Below are 19,264 nucleotides of genomic sequence, written 5' to 3' on the forward strand. Positions count from 1 at the left end.
AACAACATCAGCATAATTTTGCGAAAAATCCCCGCCGCTAGTGTCACAAATTACTCGATGCTAATTTAGCGCCACCGAGACAAATAGATCACGGCATACACCACACGAGGATTTAATCGCATGCGCACTCTCAGCACACGTCATCTGGTACTAGCGACTTTATTGGCAGCAGGAACCGCCCAAGCTGGAACGGTGAATATCGAATCTTGGCGAGTCGATGATAAAGCCCTATGGGAAGAAGTGTTAATTCCAGCGTTTCAAAAAAAGAACCCAGGCATTCAAGTTAAATTTACGCCAACAGCCCCTACTGAATACGATTCAAGTTTAACGGCTCGCCTTACTGGGGGCACCGCTGGCGATTTAATCACTTGCCGTCCATTTGATAAATCACTCGATTTATTTAAAAAAGGTCAGCTAGAAAAACTCGACGGCAAAGCTGGCATGGAAAACTTCCCAGCCTCAGCCAAAGTGGCATGGCAAAGCGATGATGGCAAAGCGACGTACTGTATGCCAATGGCCTCGGTCATTCATGGGTATTTTTACAATAAAAAAATCTTTAAAGACCTGAACTTGCCAGTACCAAAAACGCAAGCTGAGTTCTTTGCCGCAATGGAAAAAATCAAAGCCGCAGGCAAAACGCCAATCGCTTTAGGCACGGCCGATCAGTGGGAGTCAAACCAAACTGTCTTAACCAATGTCGGCGCCAATAGCTGGAAAGGCGAAGAAGGCCGCAAAGCCTTGATCGCTGGTAAAGCCAAATTTACCGACCCACAATTTGTTGCCGCTTGGGAGCAACTGAGCAAAATGGGCCCGTTGATGGGTAAAGGCGCATCAGCGCAAACCTATGCTGATAGCCAAAACTTGTTTGCCATGGGCAAAGCCGGTGTGTATCCAGCAGGTAGCTGGGACATCGCTTACTTTAATAAAGAAGGCTTAGATTTTGGCGCCTTCCCACCACCAGTCGCCAAAGCGGGTGACCAATGCTATATCTCGGATCACACCGACATCGGTATGGGCGTGAATCCCAAAGCCAAAAACAAAGCTGATGCGTATAAATTTTTGGCTTGGCTTGGTTCACAAGAATTTGCCGACCTCTACACCAATAAAGTCACCGGCTTTTTCTCGCTTTCAAATCACCTGATTTCGGTACAAGACCCAGTCGCTAAGCAAATGCTCGATTGGCGCAAAAGCTGCAAATCAACGATTCGTCTCAACGCACAAATCATGAACCGTGGCACACCGGCGATGGAAAATGAATTGTGGAATGTGAGCTCACAAGTGCTCAACGGCAAAATGGCGCCAAAAGAAGCCGCTGCGCAAATCCAAACTGGCTTTGCAAAATGGTATGCCCCGCAGCAAAAATAATTACTCTGCCCCTCACCCCGCGTGAGTTGAGCCGGCGGCTTGCCGCCGGTTTTTTTCTGCCTGAAGACACCGGTAGGGTGGGTTACGGAGCGTAAGCGACAACCCACCACAGACATCCACCGTGATTGACCCGTCTTTTTTGATTTTTTGGAGTTGTGATGAAACGCTGGCATATCGTCTTATTTCTTGCGCCCGCGGTACTGATTTATTCGGTCTTTAGCGCCCTACCTTTACTCGACACTTTGCGCCTTGGTTTTTACGCGACCAATGACGCCGGTGCCAGCCATTTTTCTGGATTGAGTAATTACCTGACCATTCTCACCGACCCTGCTTGGTCAAGTGCGTTTTGGAATGCGATGTGTAATAACTTTAAGTTTTTTTTGATTCATTTGCTGATTCAAAACCCCATCGGCTTGATCTTAGCGACATTCTTATCGCTCAAAGGGCTCAAGTTCGCGCGGCAATATCGCACTTTTATTTTCCTCCCCACGCTGCTCTCAGTGGTGATTATTGGGTTTATCTGGCAACTCATTTTGTCGCCACTGTGGGGCGTTTCAGAATCGATGATGAATTTTGTCGGACTAGGGGCGTATTTCCAGCCATGGCTGGGTGAAGAAGGCTCAGCGCTGATTACCCTGGCTTTAATTTCGGTTTGGCAATTCGTCGGCATTCCGATGATGCTGATTTACGCCGCACTACTGGCCGTACCTGAAGACATCGTCGAAGCGGCCTACGTCGAAGGCGCGTCAAGCTGGCGCATTTTTTGGGAAATCAAACTACCACTGATTTTACCCACGCTAGGCTTGGTAACGATTCTGACTTATGTCGGCAACTTTAATGCCTTTGATTTGATTTACTCAGTCAAAGGCGCGATTGCGGGGCCGAATTACAGTACCGATATTTTGGGGACTTTGTTTTACCGCACCTTCTTTGGTTATCAGAGCCAGATCGGCAGTCCAACCATGGGGGCAGCAGTAGCGACATTGATGTTCCTCGTCATCCTTTGTGGCGTCGGCGCTTACTTTTACTTCGTGCAGCGCAAATTAACGCGTTATGAATTGTGATTGGTTAAAAAAACGGCCAACGCAGAGGCACAGAGGACGCAGAGCAAGACAGAAAAAAACATTTCATTCTAATAATTTGAGCGAAATTAAACATGATTTACTCGTTTTTCCTCTGCGTCTCTGCGCCTCTGCGTCGGGTTTTATCATTTCGAGGTTTCTATGAAAAAAAATATCTGTAAACCACTCTCCGCCTTCGGCGTGCATTGCATGCTGGGTGGCTACACGCTACTGGCTTTATTTCCGATTGTTTTAATTTTAATGAATGCCTTTAAAACCAAAGCGGCGATTTTTGATAATCCGCTGGCTTTCCCCACCGCTGAAACCTTCTTTTTAGGCGGGTTCGAAAAGGTCATCGCTAAATCGCATTTCATGCTGTATTTCGGCAATAGCTTAACCGTCACATTGGCTTCACTGGCGTTGATTTTGCTATTTGGCGCAATGGCAGCTTGGGCGCTGTCGGAATACAAATTTCGTGGCAACCGGATTTTGGCGATTTATATGATGATTGGGATTATGGTGCCGATTCGCTTGGGCACGGTGTCGATTTTAGAACTCATCGTTCAGCTCAATCTGATCAACACCCTGACTGCCTTGGTGCTGGTGTATACCGCGCAAGGCTTGCCGCTGGCGGTGATGATTTTGAGCGAATTTATCGCCCAAATTCCAAAAGAGCTCAAAGAAGCCGCACGCTGTGATGGCGTTAGTGAATTCAAAATTTTCTTCCAAGTGATTCTGCCGCTGATTCGTCCTGCCGTGGCCACCGTCGCTGTATTTACGATGATTCCAGTGTGGAACGATTTGTGGTTCCCGCTGATTTTAGCCCCCGGCGAAGAAACGCAAACCGTCACGCTTGGCGTGCAGCAATTTATTGGTCAATACGTCACCGACTGGAACTCCGTCTTGGCGGCACTCAGCCTTGCGGTGATTCCGGTGCTGATTTTATACAGCATCTTTTCACGCCAACTGATACGAGGCCTGACTTCTGGGGCGGTGAAATAAGTGAGATCTGAGTTTGATGTTGATGCCGTGCCGCGATGGTTAAGTTGGGGCTTAACCCCCCGTCCAAGCACACCGAGCACGAAAGGAGACAAACCGTTTTATCGTTTGGCTCCTGCCACGCGAGGGAACCGCGGAGCGAGGTGTGCCTCGGGTCGCCTTTCTTTGCGGCTTTCTTTGGCGACGCAAAGAAAGAAGTCCTCGTCGCGGATTGCGACTGTAAACAGCCGTACCAAAGGCACATAAAAACATCAACACGTCATTTAAACGAACACACTAAATCATGGGTATTTAAACCAAAACCAATAGATTAAAAGCTGGAATCGATATACCTACTGCAATGCCAATTAACAAGGAATTCATCATGGCTAATGTACGCCTCAATAATTTGTCTAAATCCTACGACGGCAAAGCCAAAGTACTGGATGGTATCAATCTAGATGTACAGCACGGCGAGTTCGTGGTGCTAGTCGGCCCTTCGGGCTGTGGTAAATCGACGCTGCTGCGGATGATTTGCGGCTTGGAATCAATTACTGGCGGTGAACTCTCAATTGGCGATACCGTGGTCAATGCGCTAACACCGGCCGAGCGTGGCATCGCGATGGTATTCCAAAGCTACGCGCTGTATCCACATATGAGCGTGTACAAAAACATGGCGTTTGGCCTCAAAATCGCGGGTGAAAACAAAGCGCAAATCGACGTGCGGATTAAAAATGCCGCCAAGATTTTAAAAATTGATCATTTGCTCGAACGACTACCGCGCGAATTATCGGGCGGCCAGCGCCAGCGGGTGGCAATTGGTCGGGCGATTGTGCGTGAGCCCAAATTATTTTTGTTTGACGAACCGCTATCGAACTTGGACGCCGCATTGCGCGTACAAACGCGATTGGAAATCGCTAAATTACATCGCGATTTAAACGCCACGATGATTTACGTTACCCACGATCAAATCGAAGCGATGACGCTCGGAGACAAAATCGTGGTGATGGAAGGCGGCCATATTCAGCAAGCGGGTACGCCGCTTGAGCTCTACCAGCAACCGGCAAATTTATTTGTCGCGGGCTTTATTGGTTCGCCAAAAATGAATTTACTCAAAGGCGTGGTACAAGAAATTTTGCCCGAAGGTTTATCAATTACTTTGGCGGGCGGCATCGACATTACCGCACTAGTAGCCAATGACAGCGCACAAGTGGGCGATGCAGTCACTGTAGGTATACGAGCAGAGCATTTAATTGAAGGCGCTCACAGCGGTATACCACTAGTGGGAGTCGTTAACTTGGTGGAACATTTGGGCGAAGCTAACTACTTATATCTCACGCTGGCCAATGGCGTCGATATTGTCGTTCGCGGCGATGGTGAACGCGAAGTCAAGCTCGGCACGCCAATCAGTATTAGCGCGCCAAGTAATGCGTTTCATGTCTTTAATGCCGATGGTCAAGCACTACGCCGCTTAAAACCCGGCAATATGCAATCATCGCGCCAACAGCAAAAAATAGCCGCCTAGGGTCTGTTAAGGTTTGATTGCAAAGCCCCGCCCGCGACATGGTCTTATCGCGGGCGTTATCAGCATCGAGCGCTAGCCTTCATTCAACGGCGGATTAAACTAGCAGCCATTACAGCTGAGCAAATTCAATTTCGCCCACGTCGTTAAATACATAATCGGGGCGATATGGGAATTCATTGAGCATGTCGAGCTTAGTAACACCCGACAGCACCAGCGCGGTTTTCATTCCGGCTTCAAGTCCGCCAACAATATCGGTGTCCATCCGGTCGCCGACCATCAAGCATTCTTCGGGATGAACGCCCAATTTACGACTGGCAATCATCATCATTAAAGAATTCGGCTTGCCGACGATATACGGTTTTTTGCCGGTGGCCGCCGAAATCGCCGCCAAAATCGTTCCGGCCGCTGGCTCATAGCCGCCCTCAACGGGATCAATCATATCGGGGTTGGTGCCGATAAATTTGGCGCCATGATCGATAAAGTGCACGGCTTTTTTCAGTTGCTCAAAACTAAACGTCGTCGATTTGGCAACCACCACATAATCGGGATTGGATTCCGACATCGAAAACCCAACGTTATACAGCTCATTAATCAAGCCGCCGCCGCCAATCACATACACTTTGGCGCCCTCTTTTTGGCTGCGTAAAAACATCGCGGTCGCCATCGCGCTGGTAATAAAATTGTCTTCAGTTAGGCCATGAATGCCCAAGCTTTCCACTTTGAGTTTTAAATCGAGCGGTGTTTGTGAGGCATTATTGGTCAAAAACAAAAACGGCACATTGGCCGAGAGCAGTTTTTGTACAAAGGTATCGGCCCCCGGAATCATTTGCTTGCCGCGGTAAATTACGCCATCCATATCAGAAATAATGCTTTTAATCACAGCGCAACTCCACACCATTAAAAAACAATAAGGCTACACCAAGGGGCCGCTAGGCGCAGCTCGATTAATACGCTTTTTTGCACTAAACACGCAATCAGTCGATTCAATATCCCAACCATTGGCGATAGATCAAACAAAAAACGGCCAAGTTCAAGCGACATGCGCGGCAAAGCGGCAAGCCCACTTTTACTGATCGACTTATCCAGCATGGCGAGTAAAATGCCGGTATGAGCACCACACTAGCCAATGCGGTTAACGCAGAAATCATTATTAAAAAAAGTCGTTTTATCGGTCATGTCATTCCGGTGGATCATCGCGCCCACGCTTTGGCCTTGGTTGCTGACTTTAAACAACAACACCCCGAAGCGCGGCATGTTTGCTGGGCCTTACTTGCTGGCGGCGAATCGGGAATGTCAGACGATGGTGAGCCATCGGGCACCGCCGCGCGACCGATGATGCAAGTCTTGCAACATAAGCATTTAGATGGTGTTTTGGCGGTAGTGATTCGTTACTTTGGCGGGATTAAACTCGGTGCTGGTGGATTAACGCGGGCCTACACCGATGCAATTGCGCGCCCTTTATTGGCCGCTGAATATATCGAGACTGTGCCAATGGATGTATTACAAGTAGCGCTGCCGTTTGCCGAGGAAAATAAAGTTCGCCACTACTTGCAGCAACACAGCATTGACATTGGCAGCAGCGACTTTACCAATTCCGAAGTAATTTTGAGCTTAACGCTAGCTCGCCATTTACGGGAAAGCACGCTCAATCAACTGCATCAACTCTGCCGCGGGCAAACACGCTTACTTGAAAGTGACACTTAATCACCGTTCGCGCTAAATATATTGATAGCCACCACCGTAACGCGTAAGCTCGAAGTCCGCATCGTGCAGGCGCAGCAAAATGAATTCATCAGAAAGCCAAGTCTTAGCCTTACTTGAGCGCAGCAAACAGCTCACGTATAGCGAGCCTAACACTTCATTGGCACTCGCAACAGAAGCGGCTCAGCTGGCTAAAACGGGCTGCACCCCGCGTCTGCAGATTGCCGCCTCACATCAACAGATGAGCATGTTGTTTGCTTTTGGCCAAATCCATGAAGGCTGTCATGCCCTACTACCCGCTTTAGTCATCGCCGAAGCCCATGATTTAGAAGCCGAGCGCGGTGATCTATTACATCATTTAGGGGTCGCGCACTACACACTCGGTGAATACAGCACGGCGATTGATTATTGGTCTGATTGTCTGGATTTGGGCAATGCCCAATTTGCCAATGAAACGCGGATTAATGCGCATATTGGTTTAGGGCAAATCTATTTCGCCTGTAGCCGCTTTGCCGATGCGCTGCGCCACCATCGTCAAGCCGAATCTCGGATCAACGCGCAAACCGATCATGAATTACAAGCTCGGTTGTGTATTAATCTAGTGGCTGATTTATATGCATTAGAGGATTTTGCTGCGGCGCAAGTCGCACTCAATAAAGCCGAAGCCATTACTCGTACCATCCAGCATTTAGAATATCTTGGCGAGGTATTTTCCTATAAGTCACTGCTAGCCTTAACCAGAGGTGAATACCTAGAGGCCAATGCCTATATTCAAGAAGGCCGTCACATCGTGCATTTTTGGGCTTGGGGCGAAATTAGCTGGCACATCGTCCATGGCCGAACCCAGCAAACGCAAGGGCAATTGTCTTCGGCCGTAGCTAGCTTTATGAGTGCACTCGACATGTCCAAGCGCATGGGCTGCGGGCATAAGATTTTTTTAATTCACCAATTTTTAGCCGGTCTATTTCGTGAAATGGGCCAAGCCCCCGAAGCGGAATATCATCATCGGCTCTACCAAGAAAACTTCCACCGCTTGCTTGACCCACAGTTGTTTGCCCGGCTAGCGCAGCTTGAGCAACAATTACTGCAAAGCAATCCAATGACACCGTCAACTTTTGTGCCAGCATAAACAAATCGAACACAACAAGGCATTGCGCCACCACACCGCGATATACTCGGTCTATTGACTGACTTTTTGGTGGCGAACGATGCAAAATTTTAGCTTTCACAATCCCTGTCGTATCGAATTTGGTCATGGCAGTATCGCCAAAATCAGCACTTTAATTCCCCCACAAGCGCGGGTTTTATTACTGTATGGCGGCGGCAGCATTCATCGCAACGGCGTGTATGAACAAGTTTGCAGCGCGCTTAAAAGTCATCACTGGCAAGCTTTTTCTGGCATTGAAGCCAACCCTGAATACGAAACCTTAATGCAAGCCGTGCGCTTTGGCCGCGAGCATCAGCTCGATTACATCTTGGCCGTTGGCGGTGGCTCGGTCATCGATGGCGCTAAATTTATTGCTGCGGCGATTCCGCATGCTGGTGATTGCTGGCTGATCGTTGGCAATCGCACGCCACTTGAGCAGGTCTTACCGATTGGCGTGGTGTTAACACTACCGGCCACCGGCTCCGAAAGTAATTTTGCAGCGGTCATTTCACGCCGCGAAACCAATGACAAACTGTCGTTCAAAAATCCTTTAGTCTTCCCCAACTTTGCCATTCTTGACCCAAACTGCACCGTGTCTTTACCGGCTCAGCAAATTGGCAATGGCATTGTCGATGCCTTTGTTCACACTACTGAGCAATACCTAACTTATCCTTGCGATGCGCGAGTCCAAGATCGTTTGGCCGAAGGCATTTTGCAAACGCTAATTGAAGTCGGCCCGATTACCTTAAATGACCCTGACAATTATGCGGCACGTGCCAATATGATGTGGGCGGCCAACCAAGCCTTGTTTGGCTTAGTTGGTGTTGGCCAAGCCCAAGATTGGGCAACGCATGCCATGGGGCATGAGCTAACGATTTTGTACGGCCTAGATCATGCGCGCACATTGGCGATTATTTTGCCCGCCCTGTGGCGTTATCGCTTTACCGCCAAACAAGCCAAATTAACGCAAATGGGCCGCCGTGTTTGGCAGCTCTCAGGCGACGACATCAGCGTAGCGCAGCAAGCGATTGCCGCGACTGAGCAATTTTTTATCGCCATGGGTTTGCCCACTCGCCTCAGCGACTATCAGATCGACGCTACTGAAGCCGCTGATCGCGTAGCCGAGCAACTGATACGCCACAATCGCTTACTACTTGGCGAGAAAGCTGACTTAACACCCGAGGATTGTCGTGCCATTTTGCTGACAACAAGCTGATAGACATGTAAATAATAAATATAACAATGGTATGCTGCTGATTCCGCCTAATGCGATATCAATGATGACCCTTGTTGAACTTGAGCGTAGCCTCAATCGTGCACAAAAATTAGTCCATACCCAAAGCGCCGAGGCCTTGCAACTGGCCTTGAGCGCCAAGCCTCTGGCTCAGCAACTCAAAGCAGTCCGCCTATTTGCGCAAGCGCTATTTTTATGCGCGCAAGCGCATTTTAATTTTGGTCGCTACCCTGAATCATTACGCGATTTAGCCGATTTAAATGCACTGGCTAATCTCGAAAACATTGCTAGGTATGAGGGTGCGCGCCTTAATTTATATGCTCGTGTGCAATATACCCTAGGCGCCTATCATCTAGCACGCGATAGCTGGAATCGCTGCCTTACCCTGCCCGATGAGGCCATCGCGCTGGAATCTCGCGTTCAAGCGCATATTGGTTTAGGGCAGCTGTATTATGCCCATGAACACTATCAAACAGCGCTCACCCATCACCGCAAAGCGCAAGAGCTCGCCAGCCATGAAGACCACCATTTACACGCCAGTATCTTAATAAATATTGCGGCCGATTTAATCGGCTGCGCACAGCTTGATGAGGCCTATCGCAACTTAAAAAGTGCCCTGCCCTTAGTGAAAGCCGATCAAAGCTATCGCAATGAGGGTGAGATTTATATGAATATTGGCTTGATTCAATTCTTACGCGGCGACCTTGATCGCGCCACCATTAGTTTGATGGTAGCGCTTAAAATTAATCGTCTGCATCACCATCAATGGAGCGAAGCCAATACCATGTTGGTTTTAGGCCGATGCCAAACCGCCAAAGGTGATGTTGATTTAGCCATTGAAACACTGCAATCGGCGCTGCATACCGCCAGTCATTTAGGGATTCGTCATCAGCAAGCCAGCATTCATGCCGCTTTAGCGCAAAGTTATACCGTCAAACACGACCTCGAATCTGCGCAACATCATCAAGCCCAGCACCAGCATTTACGGTTGCAATTGCGCAATGAAATACATCAAGCCGAACTCGAAACAATGGAGCTGCCGTTTGCCTAGGGTCCATTAACCCGCACCCAACTTCAACAGACGCAAGCTCCGCCACCACCGCGACTAAAAAAGATTCGGCGTAATATTGTCGATAACGACGCTTGAGTAATAGCCACAAGTCAGCAGCAAACAAAAAATATTGCGTAAAAATCAATGTAAAACCAGCAAAAAACCAGCTTAGCGTCAGTCAATTACGTTTTTTTACGATACCCACATTAAATTTGCGACTTTCACCAAGCATTTTTCCGTTAAAATTCACTCTTTAGCCGTAATTGCCTGCCGGAGACGCCCTTCATGATGGATCCCACCGCCGTGAGCCACGTGACCTCGCCTGAACGTTTGCGCGAAATTCCCTACAACTACACTTCTTTTTCCGATCGTGAAATTGTCATTCGCCTGATGGGCGAAGATGCATGGCGGGTACTGGATGAATTACGGCAAGAGCGTAAAACCGGCCGATCGGCACGGATGCTGTTTGAAGTATTGGGTGATATTTGGGTCGTTAAACGCAATCCTTACGTCCAAGACGATTTACTAGAAAACAATAAACGCTTACAACTCTTAGTTGAGGCGATGCACCACCGTTTGCACGAAATTGAAAAACGCCGCCAAAGTAATGAGCGAGTAAATATTTTACTCGCCCGCACGCGGCAAGCGGTGGATGCATTTGAACGCGAATTTCGTGACGTTGCCATTTTGCGCAAAAAAACGCTTAAAAAAATGGCCGCCCACACCCGCCGCGATAATATCCAATTTGATGGTTTAGCGCGCGTTAGTCATGTCACCGACGCCACCGATTGGCGCGTTGAATATCCTTTTGTAGTGCTCTGCCCGGATACCGAAGCCGAAATGGCGCCGCTAGTAGCCGCGTGTATTGAGCTGGGTTTAACCGTGATTCCACGTGGCGGCGGCACCGGCTATACCGGTGGCGCAGTGCCACTCACGCCGCTTTCGGCAGTGATTAACACCGAAAAACTCGATCGCCATCAAGGCGTAGAGACCATGCGCATTGCTGGTGTTAATCACGACGTCACCACCATTCATTGCGGCGCAGGCGTTGTCACCCGCCGCGTGATGGAAGCGGCAGAAGAAGCCGGTTTAGTGTTTGCAGTGGATCCTACTTCAGCCGATGCCTCCTGTATTGGCGGCAATGTGGCCATGAATGCTGGCGGCAAAAAAGCCGTGCTGTGGGGAACTGCACTCGATAATCTGGTGAGCTGGAAAATGGTCGACCCCGATGGCAATTGGCTGTTCATCGAGCGGATGGATCACAATCTGGGCAAAATCCACGATGCGCCGCAAGCGACTTTTTGCATTAGCAAATTCAAACCCGATGGCAAAACCAAAATCGGCGAAGAAACCTTGGTGATTCCAGGGGCCAAATTTAGAAAAGAAGGCCTAGGTAAAGATGTGACCGATAAGTTTTTATCGGGTCTACCGGGGATTCAAAAAGAAGGTTGTGATGGCCTAATTACCAGTGCGCGCTTTATTTTGCACCGTATGCCTAATCATGTGCGCACGGTGTGCTTAGAGTTTTTTGGTGAAGTCAGCCGCGCAGTACCGTCGATTGTTGAGATTAAAAATTATCTGGATTCCCATCCAACGGTGCAATTGGCTGGTTTAGAGCATTTAGATTGGCGCTATGTGCGCGCCGTTGGCTATGCCACCAAGGCCAAAAGTAAAGGTCGCCCTAAAATGGTGTTGATCGCCGATATTGTATCGGACGATGAGCGCGCACTCGGCGAAGCCACCAGCCATGTGGTGCAGCTGGCCAATGCGCGTGGCGGCGAAGGGTTTGTGGCGGTATTACCTGAACAACGCAAAAAATTCTGGCTCGATCGCGCCCGTACGGCCGCGATTGCCAAGCACACCAACGCGTTTAAAATCAATGAAGACGTGGTGATCCCACTGCCGCGTTTGGGTGACTATTCTGACGCGATTGAGCGCATTAATATTGAATTGTCGATTCACAATAAACTCGAATTACTCGACAAACTGACGGCGTTTTTCCAGCAAGGACGCTTGCCGTTTGATACCAGTGATGCACCGGTAAGCCACGATGTGCTGATTGGTGATCGCCGTGAATCGGCGCTGGCCTTTATTGAACGCTCACGTATTCACTGGCAATGGGTCGGCCGTAATTTGGATGATGCGTTTGAACTGTATCAAACCGCATTCCCAATGATGCCGCTGGAAAAAATCCTCGATCCGGATGAATTACCGCAAAGTGTATTTCATGCCCTGCGCGATTCAGTACTGCGGATTTCATACAAGCGCGAATTGCTCACCGATCTAGAAACATTATTTGGCGGGCGAACCGATAAATTAATTCTGGATGCGATTCATGCGATTCAGCAAAAAGTACTCAAAAGCCGCACGTGGATTGCACTGCATATGCACGCCGGTGATGGCAATGTGCATACCAATATCCCAGTTAACTCTGACGATTACGAGATGCTGCAACGCGCGCATCATGCCGTTGCGCGCATTATGCGGGTGGCGCGTGAACTCAATGGCGTGATTTCAGGCGAGCACGGCATCGGGATTACCAAGTATGAATTCTTAACGCGCGAAGAGCTCGCGCCGTTTGAAGCCTACAAACAACGAATCGATCCGAACGGGCACTTTAACAAAGGCAAGTTGATGCCCGGCGCAGATTTGCGCGATGCATATACGCCTTCGTTTAGCCTGCTGGGCACTGAATCGCTGATTTTAGAGCAGTCAGACATCGGCAATATCAGCAATATGGTCAAAGACTGTTTGCGCTGCGGTAAATGTAAACCGGTTTGCTCAACGCATGTACCACGCGCCAACTTGCTGTATAGCCCACGCAATAAAATTTTAGCCACGGGTTTACTCACCGAAGCATTCTTGTACGAAGAACAAACGCGGCGCGGGATTTCGCTCAAGCATTTTGAAGAACTCGGCGACGTTGCTGACCATTGCACAGTTTGCCATCGCTGTGTAAATCCATGCCCAGTCAAAATTGACTTTGGTGACGTAACGATTGCCATGCGTAATTTCTTACGCAAAGAAGGCAAAAAGAAATTCAATCCGGGCTCAGCGCTCGGCATGGCGTTCTTAACGATGAAAGACCCTGCGACCATCAAATTGATGCGCACGGTGATGATAGGCTGGGGCTATAAAGGCCAACGCTTGGCGCACACGCTGGCCAAACGTTTTGGCTTAATTAAAAACGTCACCAAAGCGCCGCCAGCGACGCTAGGCACTGCATCGCTTAAAGCGCAGGTGATTCACTTTGTGAATAAACCGATGCCCGGCGGCTTACCGAAAAAAACCGCCCGCGCTTTGCTTGATGTTGAAGACAGCAATGTGGTGCCGGTGATTCGCGATCCAAAACGCCTGAATGAAGAGACTGAAGCGGTGTTTTACTTCCCCGGTTGCGGCTCAGAGCGCTTATTTAGCCAAGTGGGTTTAGCCACGCAAGCCATGCTGTGGCATGTGGGCGCCACCACGGTGTTACCACCGGGCTATCTCTGCTGCGGCTACCCACAAACCTCAAGCGGCCAACAAGACAAAGGCGACAAAATTACGATGGATAACCGCGTGTTATTTCATCGCTTGGCCACCACCTTGAATTATCTCGACATAAAAACCGTGGTGGTGTCGTGTGGCACGTGTATGGATCAGCTGCAAAAATATCGCTTTGAAGATATTTTCCCCGGCTGCCGCTTACTCGATATTCATGAGTATTTGCTTGAAAAAGGCGTCAAGCTTGAGGGTGTGAGTGGTACCCAGTATATGTATCATGAGCCATGCCATACACCGATGAAAACCTATAAAGGCATCGATGTCGCCAATGAATTGATGGGGCAACGTGTTGATCTGAATGATCGCTGCTGTGGTGAGTCGGGCACGTTTGCCGTCGCCCGTCCTGACATCTCAACGCAAGTGCGTTTCCGTAAGCAAGAAGAGATGGAAAAAGGCGCGGCTAAATTGCGTAGCGATGCCAATGACAGCAAAGCCAAAGTGAAAATTCTGACTTCATGCCCTTCATGCCTGCAAGGTTTAAGCCGATATGATGATGATGCAGATACCACGGCCGATTATATTGTCATCGAAATCGCTAAAAACGTGCTTGGCCCGAACTGGATGCCGGACTATGTCAAACAAGCCAGCCAAGGTGGCATTGAGCGCGTGTTACTCTAAAAAACCGTAAGCAGCGGCGCGACACCCAACGTCACTGACTCTAGGATCTGTTGACGTTGAGCCTAATACTGCGTTACAAACTAGGTATATAGGGTCTGTTGACGTTTGGTTTGCCAACCGCGTTTGCGCGGATTTTGGCCTGAGGCAAGGCACGAAGCGCGTAGCGTAGTCATTCTACGCCAGCGCTTTGTAACGCAGCATCAGGCCAAAAGCCGCTAAACCCTAAGGGCTGGGCGCTTTTCGCGGCGACTCTACGTTGTAGCAAGCTCACATAGAATGACTATGCATCGCTTACTACGCCTTGATTCGCCGCGAAAATCGATCCAGCGCGGCGGAAAACCAAACGTCAACAGACCCTAGCAAGAGGGCGCGATATTTCAGCGCCCTTTTTTTAACTTCTATTTTTTTGCAACGATCAGTTCGATCGCGTATAGGATTGCTCATGCAGGCCGACTGTCTACTGTGTACCACCGAGGGTGGCGAGTTAATGTGGCAAAATGATTTTGCTCGAATTATTTTGGCCGATGAGGCGGGCTATCCGGGACTATGCCGCGTGATTTTAAACGCGCACCGAGTTGAAATGACCGATTTAAATCCATCCGAGCGAATTGAATTAATGAATATCGTTTGGGAAGTTGAGCGCATCGTTCGGCATTGCTTAAATCCGCATAAAATTAATTTAGCCAGCTTAGGCAATATGGTGCCGCATGTGCATTGGCATATTATTCCGCGCTGGGAAAATGACCCACATTTCCCTGCACCGATCTGGGCGCAAGTACAACGCCCAGCTGAACCAATGGTCAGCAATGATCAACTGGCAAAATTAAAACAACAATTAATGCACATCGTTGTATGAATATTCCATCACCCGCTGCTATGGATACGCTAAGCGCTACACCACCATTTCAAGACGCCAGAAGCGCCAGAGATTGGTTAAAATTACTGCCTTTAATTAATGTGCCGGTGGCGCATGCCGAAGTCCGCTCAGCGATCACCGCACTCAATCACAGTCAAATTGCGGCTTTAGATCGCTTAAAAATTATTGAGCAATTTCGCGAAACCATCCATGTATTACAAGACGGTTTTTTAAATCGTTACACACAAAAAGCGCTACCACTGATCGAGATCGAGCATCAATCTTGGCAAGCTGCGCTCACGCTATGGCAAGACATAGAACAAAGCTATGCATCGATTTGGCAAGCGGCCATCGCTGGCCAGAGCGATGTTGCTGAATATATGACTTTACTGGCTGAGCGTACTTTGTATTACAGCTTACAAGTCAACATTTGTTATATTTTGGTGCACCGTGTCATTCCACAAGCACAATGGGCGCAGCAATTTAGTCATTACACCCAAGCACAGCGCTTAGGCGTGGCGCAGCAAAAAGCCAAAGATAGTTTAATCACCATTGGCGGCGTGGCAACGCCAGAAAATGTGTTTATCCATAGTTTATTGCTGTCGGCAGCCAACCCATTTCAATACAATTTGCGCTATCTAACGTGGATTTCCGCGTGTTTAGAAGTATTTTCAAGCCGCTGCGCCTTAGAGCATATTGCCGAAACGCTACCCAATCGGCCCGCATTTACGATTGATTTTGAGTTGCCCGCAGCGCCAGAGCGTCGTGATCGGCCAAGCAAAGACAGCGAAATGGCCATCAGCACTTTGCAATTGGCCCAAGCGCTCAGCAAACGCATTAAATTACTCCGCCGTGGCGAAATGCCAGAAAAAATCGGTTTAGGTACCACATTAAGCCTGCAAGCGGCAGAAGCGCTGCTCACCGACTTGTATCGGCAATGGTGCGAGCACCCTGTTGAGCGTTGTTTAGCACGTCGGGCAAGCCAAAAAACCGCCCAAATCGGTTTTGGACTGAGCAATTTACAGCAATGGATGGCGGTAGGTCGCTTTACGCCACCACCGCAAGCTGAAGCACAAATCAGCAGCGAAGAATTAATGCAAATTCGTTTATTCGGTCAAACGAGCGCGTCTTCGCAATCGGCACCGCTTATTCGTGCCCTGCCTTGGCAGGTGATTGATGAAACCGCCACTGGTTTACGCTTAGCCGCACCGATTGGCGAAGAACGCATTGCTTTACAGCAATTATTGATTATTCAAGACCAGCAACAGTATTTGTTGGGGCAAATTCGTTGGCTTTCTGAGCAAGAGCAACAGCTCACCATCGGCGTGCAATTGCTACCCGGTGTGCCACAAGCGGCCTCTATTCGCGCCCAAGATGCGGCGCGCTTTGGGCAAACCGATTATATTCCGGTGCTATTAGTGCCGGCGCTGGTGGCGTTAAAGGTACCCAATTGCTTGCTACTGCCTACTGGCTGGTTTCGCCAAGGTCGATTACTCGAACTCTGGGATGGCTACCGCAAAACACGAATTCGCTTAGTCAGTATTTTAAGTCGCGGGGCTGATTTTGAGCGCGTCCATTTTGTTGCCTCAGGCACTATGGATTAGCGCAACTGCGACGCTAAAACTGAATAATCTCACCTTGGATTAAGCGCCGTACCGCAGTCGTGGGCAGCAATGCCAAGATCTGCGCCATAGTTTGCTCATCCTCGCTCGGTTTTAAATGCGTAATCAATACCTCAATACCGGCTGGCGCTGATTTTAGCTCGCGGGCTAAAGTACTCGGGCAGAGGTGTTTGGCTAACTGGGCGAGTTTGGCATTCGATTCGGCAAAAGCGGTTTCAATAATCAGCACCTTTAAGTCGCTAATCTGATTCACCGCCTGCCAAAATGCGGCTCCACCAATGGTATCGCCACTCAACACCAGCGATGCCGTTAAATTACTCACTTGAAACGCCAATGCCGCAACCGTGTGCTCAGCGGGCAATGCCGTGATGACTAATTCATCCACACAGTGCATTTGCCCCACTTCTATGGGTACAAATTGCAGCAAAGGCTGCTCAGCCGTCGGAATCACACTAAAGTCGGGCCAAATCAGCCAATTAAAAATATGTGTTTTCAGCGTTTGAATCGTCGCGGCACCAGCATGCACGATCACTGGACGCGTTCGTGCGCCCAAAGTGGCATCGAGCAATAAAGGCAAATAGGCAATATGATCTAAATGCGCATGCGTAAGAAAAACGTGTTCAATTTGCAATAATTCGCTACTACTTAAATCCGCCACGCCGGTGCCGGCATCCAGCAAAATGGTTTGATTCAACAAAAAAGCGGTGGTGTGGTTTGCGCCACCAATGCCACCACTACAACCTAATACACGCAATGAAGTCATAATTTACCGAAAGAAAAACGCCATTCGAATGCCTAAAATCTCAATTAAATCTTCTTCATTTAATCGCAGCTCTGCCACATCAAGTGGCCGCCCATTCACAAATGGGCGTTGTTGTCCTTCACCATGTGCAATAAAAAAATCCTGCTCTCGGCGATAAATCACCGCCACTTGCTGCCCTACTTTACCCAAAGTATTGCGCTCTTTATTGAGCAATAATTCACGCCCAGCATTCGCCCCCGTAACTACGCGAATCACCGCTTGCTTGGGTGTAGATTGATTTTGCTCGATCGAAGCCGATTGTTGCCGCGGTATTTGGTGATCACTGATAAATTTCAGACGATATTTGGCAATTTTAATTTCATCACCATGATTTAAAGTATGCCGTTTAATTTTTTTACCATTCACCGATGTGCCATTGGTGCTTTGCTGATCTTCAATAAAGTAATGATCCCCAATGCATTCGATCACCGCATGCACCCCTGAAACGGCTAAATGATCAATGTGAATTTGATTATTTGATCGACGCCCAATTAAAGTGCGTTGGGCGCTTAAATTGATTTCTTTGACGGGTTTATCTTCAAAACTTAATACTAATTTAGCCATAAATCCAAACTTCCAATGCAGTAAACCCAGTGCAGTATGCTGCCTGTCAAACTTAGTCGTTAAACAATCATCGTCTTGCATCGTGGCCTCGTTTTGCCATAAAACTGAGCGCCACACATAAAACCTTCAAAATCCTAATTCAAGGTGTGCTTTAAATAAACGACTAAAATAAACAACTAACTTAGCCAATCACCTACTTTTTTTAATAAGCCTGTTTGTGCGGAAAAATCCCGATTAATTTTCACCAAAATCACTGAAATATTATCTTTACCACCATGGGCATTGGCTAATTCAACTAAGGTACTGGCCATTAAATTTAAATTGCACTCGGGCGCGGCCATTTGCAAAGCGATCACTTCATCGGTCAGCATATCGCTCAAGCCATCAGAGCAAAATAAATACAGATCATCGATTTCAACAGCAAAATCATGAATCTCAGCCTGCACCTCAGGGCCAACCCCAACCGCACGCGTGACTAGATTTTTATGCGGCGCATGGCGCGCATCCTCAGCACTGATTAAACCGGCATCGATCTGCTCTTGCAACAAGGAATGATCGTGCGACAACTGCAGCAACTGTTGCTGCCGAAAGCGATAAGCCCGTGAATCACCGACATGCGCAATCGCCACCCGATTATCAAAAAATAAGCCACTGACCAAGGTCGTTCCCATGCCAGCGCACTGCGGATGTTTTTCACCGGTTTGAAAAATCATCGAATTGGATCGATCGATCGCAATCGTTAGCATTTCAGCGGCAATTGCCGGTAAATTTTGCGAATTTTTATTGTGTAGCGCGATCATGGCCAATTGCGCCTGCATCACTTCATGCATCACCTCAACGGCAATGCTACTGGCCACTTCACCAGCTTTATAGCCACCCATGCCATCGGCCAAAACTAAAAAACCCAATTCGGCATCGATACGAATCGTATCTTCATTGTGCGAACGTAAACGCCCCACATCCGTCAGGCCCGACATCTCAAGCGCCGTGGCTAAGCTGCGCATTGGCCACTCCTAGCTATATCGTCACCGCAGCCATCGGCCGCAGCTAAACGGCAAGGCGTTATGAGCGTACACAATGCGGCATCCGCAAGTGCAATCACATTGCATCGCCTGCCCAAGCTACGCCATTGAACCAGATGAGGATGCAAGACCGCGTTAGAGGCAAGATTGACAGAATTTACTTTCACTAAAATAG

Annotated in this window: 15 protein-coding genes; 11 read left to right on the plus strand and 4 right to left on the minus strand. The window is 48.7% G+C overall.

Features of this window, described 5'->3' with window-relative positions:
- Nucleotides 1-120: 120 nt before the first annotated feature.
- The 4 genes from K4H25_RS13280 to K4H25_RS13295 all read left to right on the plus strand — a co-directional run bounded on the left by K4H25_RS13280 (nt 121) and on the right by K4H25_RS13295 (nt 4,929).
- Nucleotides 121-1,365, plus strand: a complete 1,245-nt coding sequence (locus tag K4H25_RS13280; RefSeq protein ID WP_221020935.1) for an ABC transporter substrate-binding protein — start codon at nt 121-123, stop codon at nt 1,363-1,365.
- A 158-nt stretch (nt 1,366-1,523) separates the two neighbouring features.
- The gene (locus K4H25_RS13285; RefSeq protein ID WP_221020936.1) at nt 1,524-2,429 is read left to right on the plus strand and encodes a carbohydrate ABC transporter permease; all 906 of its coding nucleotides are present in this window, start codon (nt 1,524-1,526) and stop codon (nt 2,427-2,429) included.
- A gap of 159 nt (nt 2,430-2,588) precedes the next feature.
- A complete protein-coding gene (locus tag K4H25_RS13290; RefSeq protein WP_221020937.1) occupies nt 2,589-3,428 on the plus strand; it encodes a carbohydrate ABC transporter permease in 840 nt (279 codons plus the stop codon).
- Between the two features lie 361 nt (nt 3,429-3,789).
- Nucleotides 3,790-4,929, plus strand: coding sequence for an ABC transporter ATP-binding protein (locus K4H25_RS13295; RefSeq protein ID WP_221020938.1), 1,140 nt, complete (start codon nt 3,790-3,792; stop codon nt 4,927-4,929).
- A gap of 109 nt (nt 4,930-5,038) precedes the next feature.
- Here K4H25_RS13295 and K4H25_RS13300 read toward each other — a convergent pair whose 3' ends face one another.
- The gene (locus tag K4H25_RS13300) at nt 5,039-5,809 is read right to left on the minus strand and encodes an HAD-IIA family hydrolase (protein ID WP_254456659.1); all 771 of its coding nucleotides are present in this window, start codon (nt 5,807-5,809) and stop codon (nt 5,039-5,041) included.
- Nucleotides 5,810-6,036: 227 nt separating this feature from the next.
- Here K4H25_RS13300 and K4H25_RS13305 point away from each other — a divergent pair, with 227 nt between their 5' ends.
- From K4H25_RS13305 to K4H25_RS13335, 7 genes are all read left to right on the plus strand, one after another.
- Entirely contained in the window at nt 6,037-6,633 is a 597-nt protein-coding gene (locus K4H25_RS13305; RefSeq protein ID WP_221020939.1) for an IMPACT family protein, read from the plus strand.
- Nucleotides 6,634-6,712: 79 nt separating this feature from the next.
- Nucleotides 6,713-7,759 (plus strand): tetratricopeptide repeat protein, encoded by a 1,047-nt coding sequence (locus tag K4H25_RS13310; RefSeq protein ID WP_221020940.1) that lies wholly within the window; start codon nt 6,713-6,715, stop codon nt 7,757-7,759.
- A gap of 79 nt (nt 7,760-7,838) precedes the next feature.
- Complete coding sequence (locus K4H25_RS13315) at nt 7,839-8,993, plus strand: iron-containing alcohol dehydrogenase (protein WP_221020941.1); 1,155 nt, start codon at nt 7,839-7,841, stop codon at nt 8,991-8,993.
- Between the two features lie 61 nt (nt 8,994-9,054).
- Entirely contained in the window at nt 9,055-10,062 is a 1,008-nt protein-coding gene (locus tag K4H25_RS13320) for a tetratricopeptide repeat protein (protein WP_221020942.1), read from the plus strand.
- Between the two features lie 285 nt (nt 10,063-10,347).
- Entirely contained in the window at nt 10,348-14,223 is a 3,876-nt protein-coding gene (locus tag K4H25_RS13325) for a DUF3683 domain-containing protein (protein ID WP_255587662.1), read from the plus strand.
- 442 nt (nt 14,224-14,665) lie between these two features.
- Nucleotides 14,666-15,079, plus strand: coding sequence for an HIT family protein (locus tag K4H25_RS13330; RefSeq protein ID WP_221020943.1), 414 nt, complete (start codon nt 14,666-14,668; stop codon nt 15,077-15,079).
- Nucleotides 15,076-16,683, plus strand: coding sequence for a hypothetical protein (locus tag K4H25_RS13335; protein ID WP_221020944.1), 1,608 nt, complete (start codon nt 15,076-15,078; stop codon nt 16,681-16,683). Before K4H25_RS13330 ends, K4H25_RS13335 begins: the two co-directional genes overlap by 4 nt.
- Before the next feature lie 13 nt (nt 16,684-16,696).
- On the opposite strand, the gene K4H25_RS13340 is transcribed toward K4H25_RS13335, so the two are convergent.
- The 3 genes from K4H25_RS13340 to K4H25_RS13350 form a co-directional block, all read right to left on the minus strand.
- Nucleotides 16,697-17,464 carry an MBL fold metallo-hydrolase gene (locus K4H25_RS13340; protein ID WP_221020945.1) on the minus strand — a complete coding sequence of 256 codons (768 nt, stop codon included), beginning with the start codon at nt 17,462-17,464 and terminating at the stop codon, nt 16,697-16,699.
- 3 nt (nt 17,465-17,467) lie between these two features.
- On the minus strand, nt 17,468-18,148 hold the full coding sequence (locus tag K4H25_RS13345) for an FHA domain-containing protein (RefSeq protein ID WP_221020946.1): 681 nt from the start codon (nt 18,146-18,148) through the stop codon (nt 17,468-17,470).
- A 95-nt stretch (nt 18,149-18,243) separates the two neighbouring features.
- A complete protein-coding gene (locus tag K4H25_RS13350) occupies nt 18,244-19,071 on the minus strand; it encodes a Stp1/IreP family PP2C-type Ser/Thr phosphatase (protein ID WP_221020947.1) in 828 nt (275 codons plus the stop codon).
- Nucleotides 19,072-19,264: the final 193 nt, after the last annotated feature.

Source organism: Deefgea piscis (assembly GCF_019665785.1).
In the GTDB taxonomy this organism is placed as follows: Bacteria; Pseudomonadota; Gammaproteobacteria; order Burkholderiales; family Chitinibacteraceae; genus Deefgea.

What these genes read in the sequence shown, in the direction of transcription:
- K4H25_RS13325 (WP_255587662.1), top strand. Translation starts at nt 10,348, where the DNA reads ATGATGGATCCCACCGCCGTGAGCCACGTGACCTCGCCTGAACGTTTG.
- K4H25_RS13295 (WP_221020938.1), top strand. Translation starts at nt 3,790, where the DNA reads ATGGCTAATGTACGCCTCAATAATTTGTCTAAATCCTACGACGGCAAA.
- K4H25_RS13290 (WP_221020937.1), top strand. Translation starts at nt 2,589, where the DNA reads ATGAAAAAAAATATCTGTAAACCACTCTCCGCCTTCGGCGTGCATTGC.
- K4H25_RS13330 (WP_221020943.1), top strand. Translation starts at nt 14,666, where the DNA reads ATGCAGGCCGACTGTCTACTGTGTACCACCGAGGGTGGCGAGTTAATG.
- K4H25_RS13320 (WP_221020942.1), top strand. Translation starts at nt 9,055, where the DNA reads ATGATGACCCTTGTTGAACTTGAGCGTAGCCTCAATCGTGCACAAAAA.
- K4H25_RS13340 (WP_221020945.1), bottom strand. Translation starts at nt 17,464, where the DNA reads ATGACTTCATTGCGTGTATTAGGTTGTAGTGGTGGCATTGGTGGCGCA.
- K4H25_RS13305 (WP_221020939.1), top strand. Translation starts at nt 6,037, where the DNA reads ATGAGCACCACACTAGCCAATGCGGTTAACGCAGAAATCATTATTAAA.
- K4H25_RS13350 (WP_221020947.1), bottom strand. Translation starts at nt 19,071, where the DNA reads ATGCGCAGCTTAGCCACGGCGCTTGAGATGTCGGGCCTGACGGATGTG.
- K4H25_RS13280 (WP_221020935.1), top strand. Translation starts at nt 121, where the DNA reads ATGCGCACTCTCAGCACACGTCATCTGGTACTAGCGACTTTATTGGCA.
- K4H25_RS13335 (WP_221020944.1), top strand. Translation starts at nt 15,076, where the DNA reads ATGAATATTCCATCACCCGCTGCTATGGATACGCTAAGCGCTACACCA.
- K4H25_RS13345 (WP_221020946.1), bottom strand. Translation starts at nt 18,148, where the DNA reads ATGCAAGACGATGATTGTTTAACGACTAAGTTTGACAGGCAGCATACT.
- K4H25_RS13310 (WP_221020940.1), top strand. Translation starts at nt 6,713, where the DNA reads ATGAATTCATCAGAAAGCCAAGTCTTAGCCTTACTTGAGCGCAGCAAA.
- K4H25_RS13315 (WP_221020941.1), top strand. Translation starts at nt 7,839, where the DNA reads ATGCAAAATTTTAGCTTTCACAATCCCTGTCGTATCGAATTTGGTCAT.
- K4H25_RS13285 (WP_221020936.1), top strand. Translation starts at nt 1,524, where the DNA reads ATGAAACGCTGGCATATCGTCTTATTTCTTGCGCCCGCGGTACTGATT.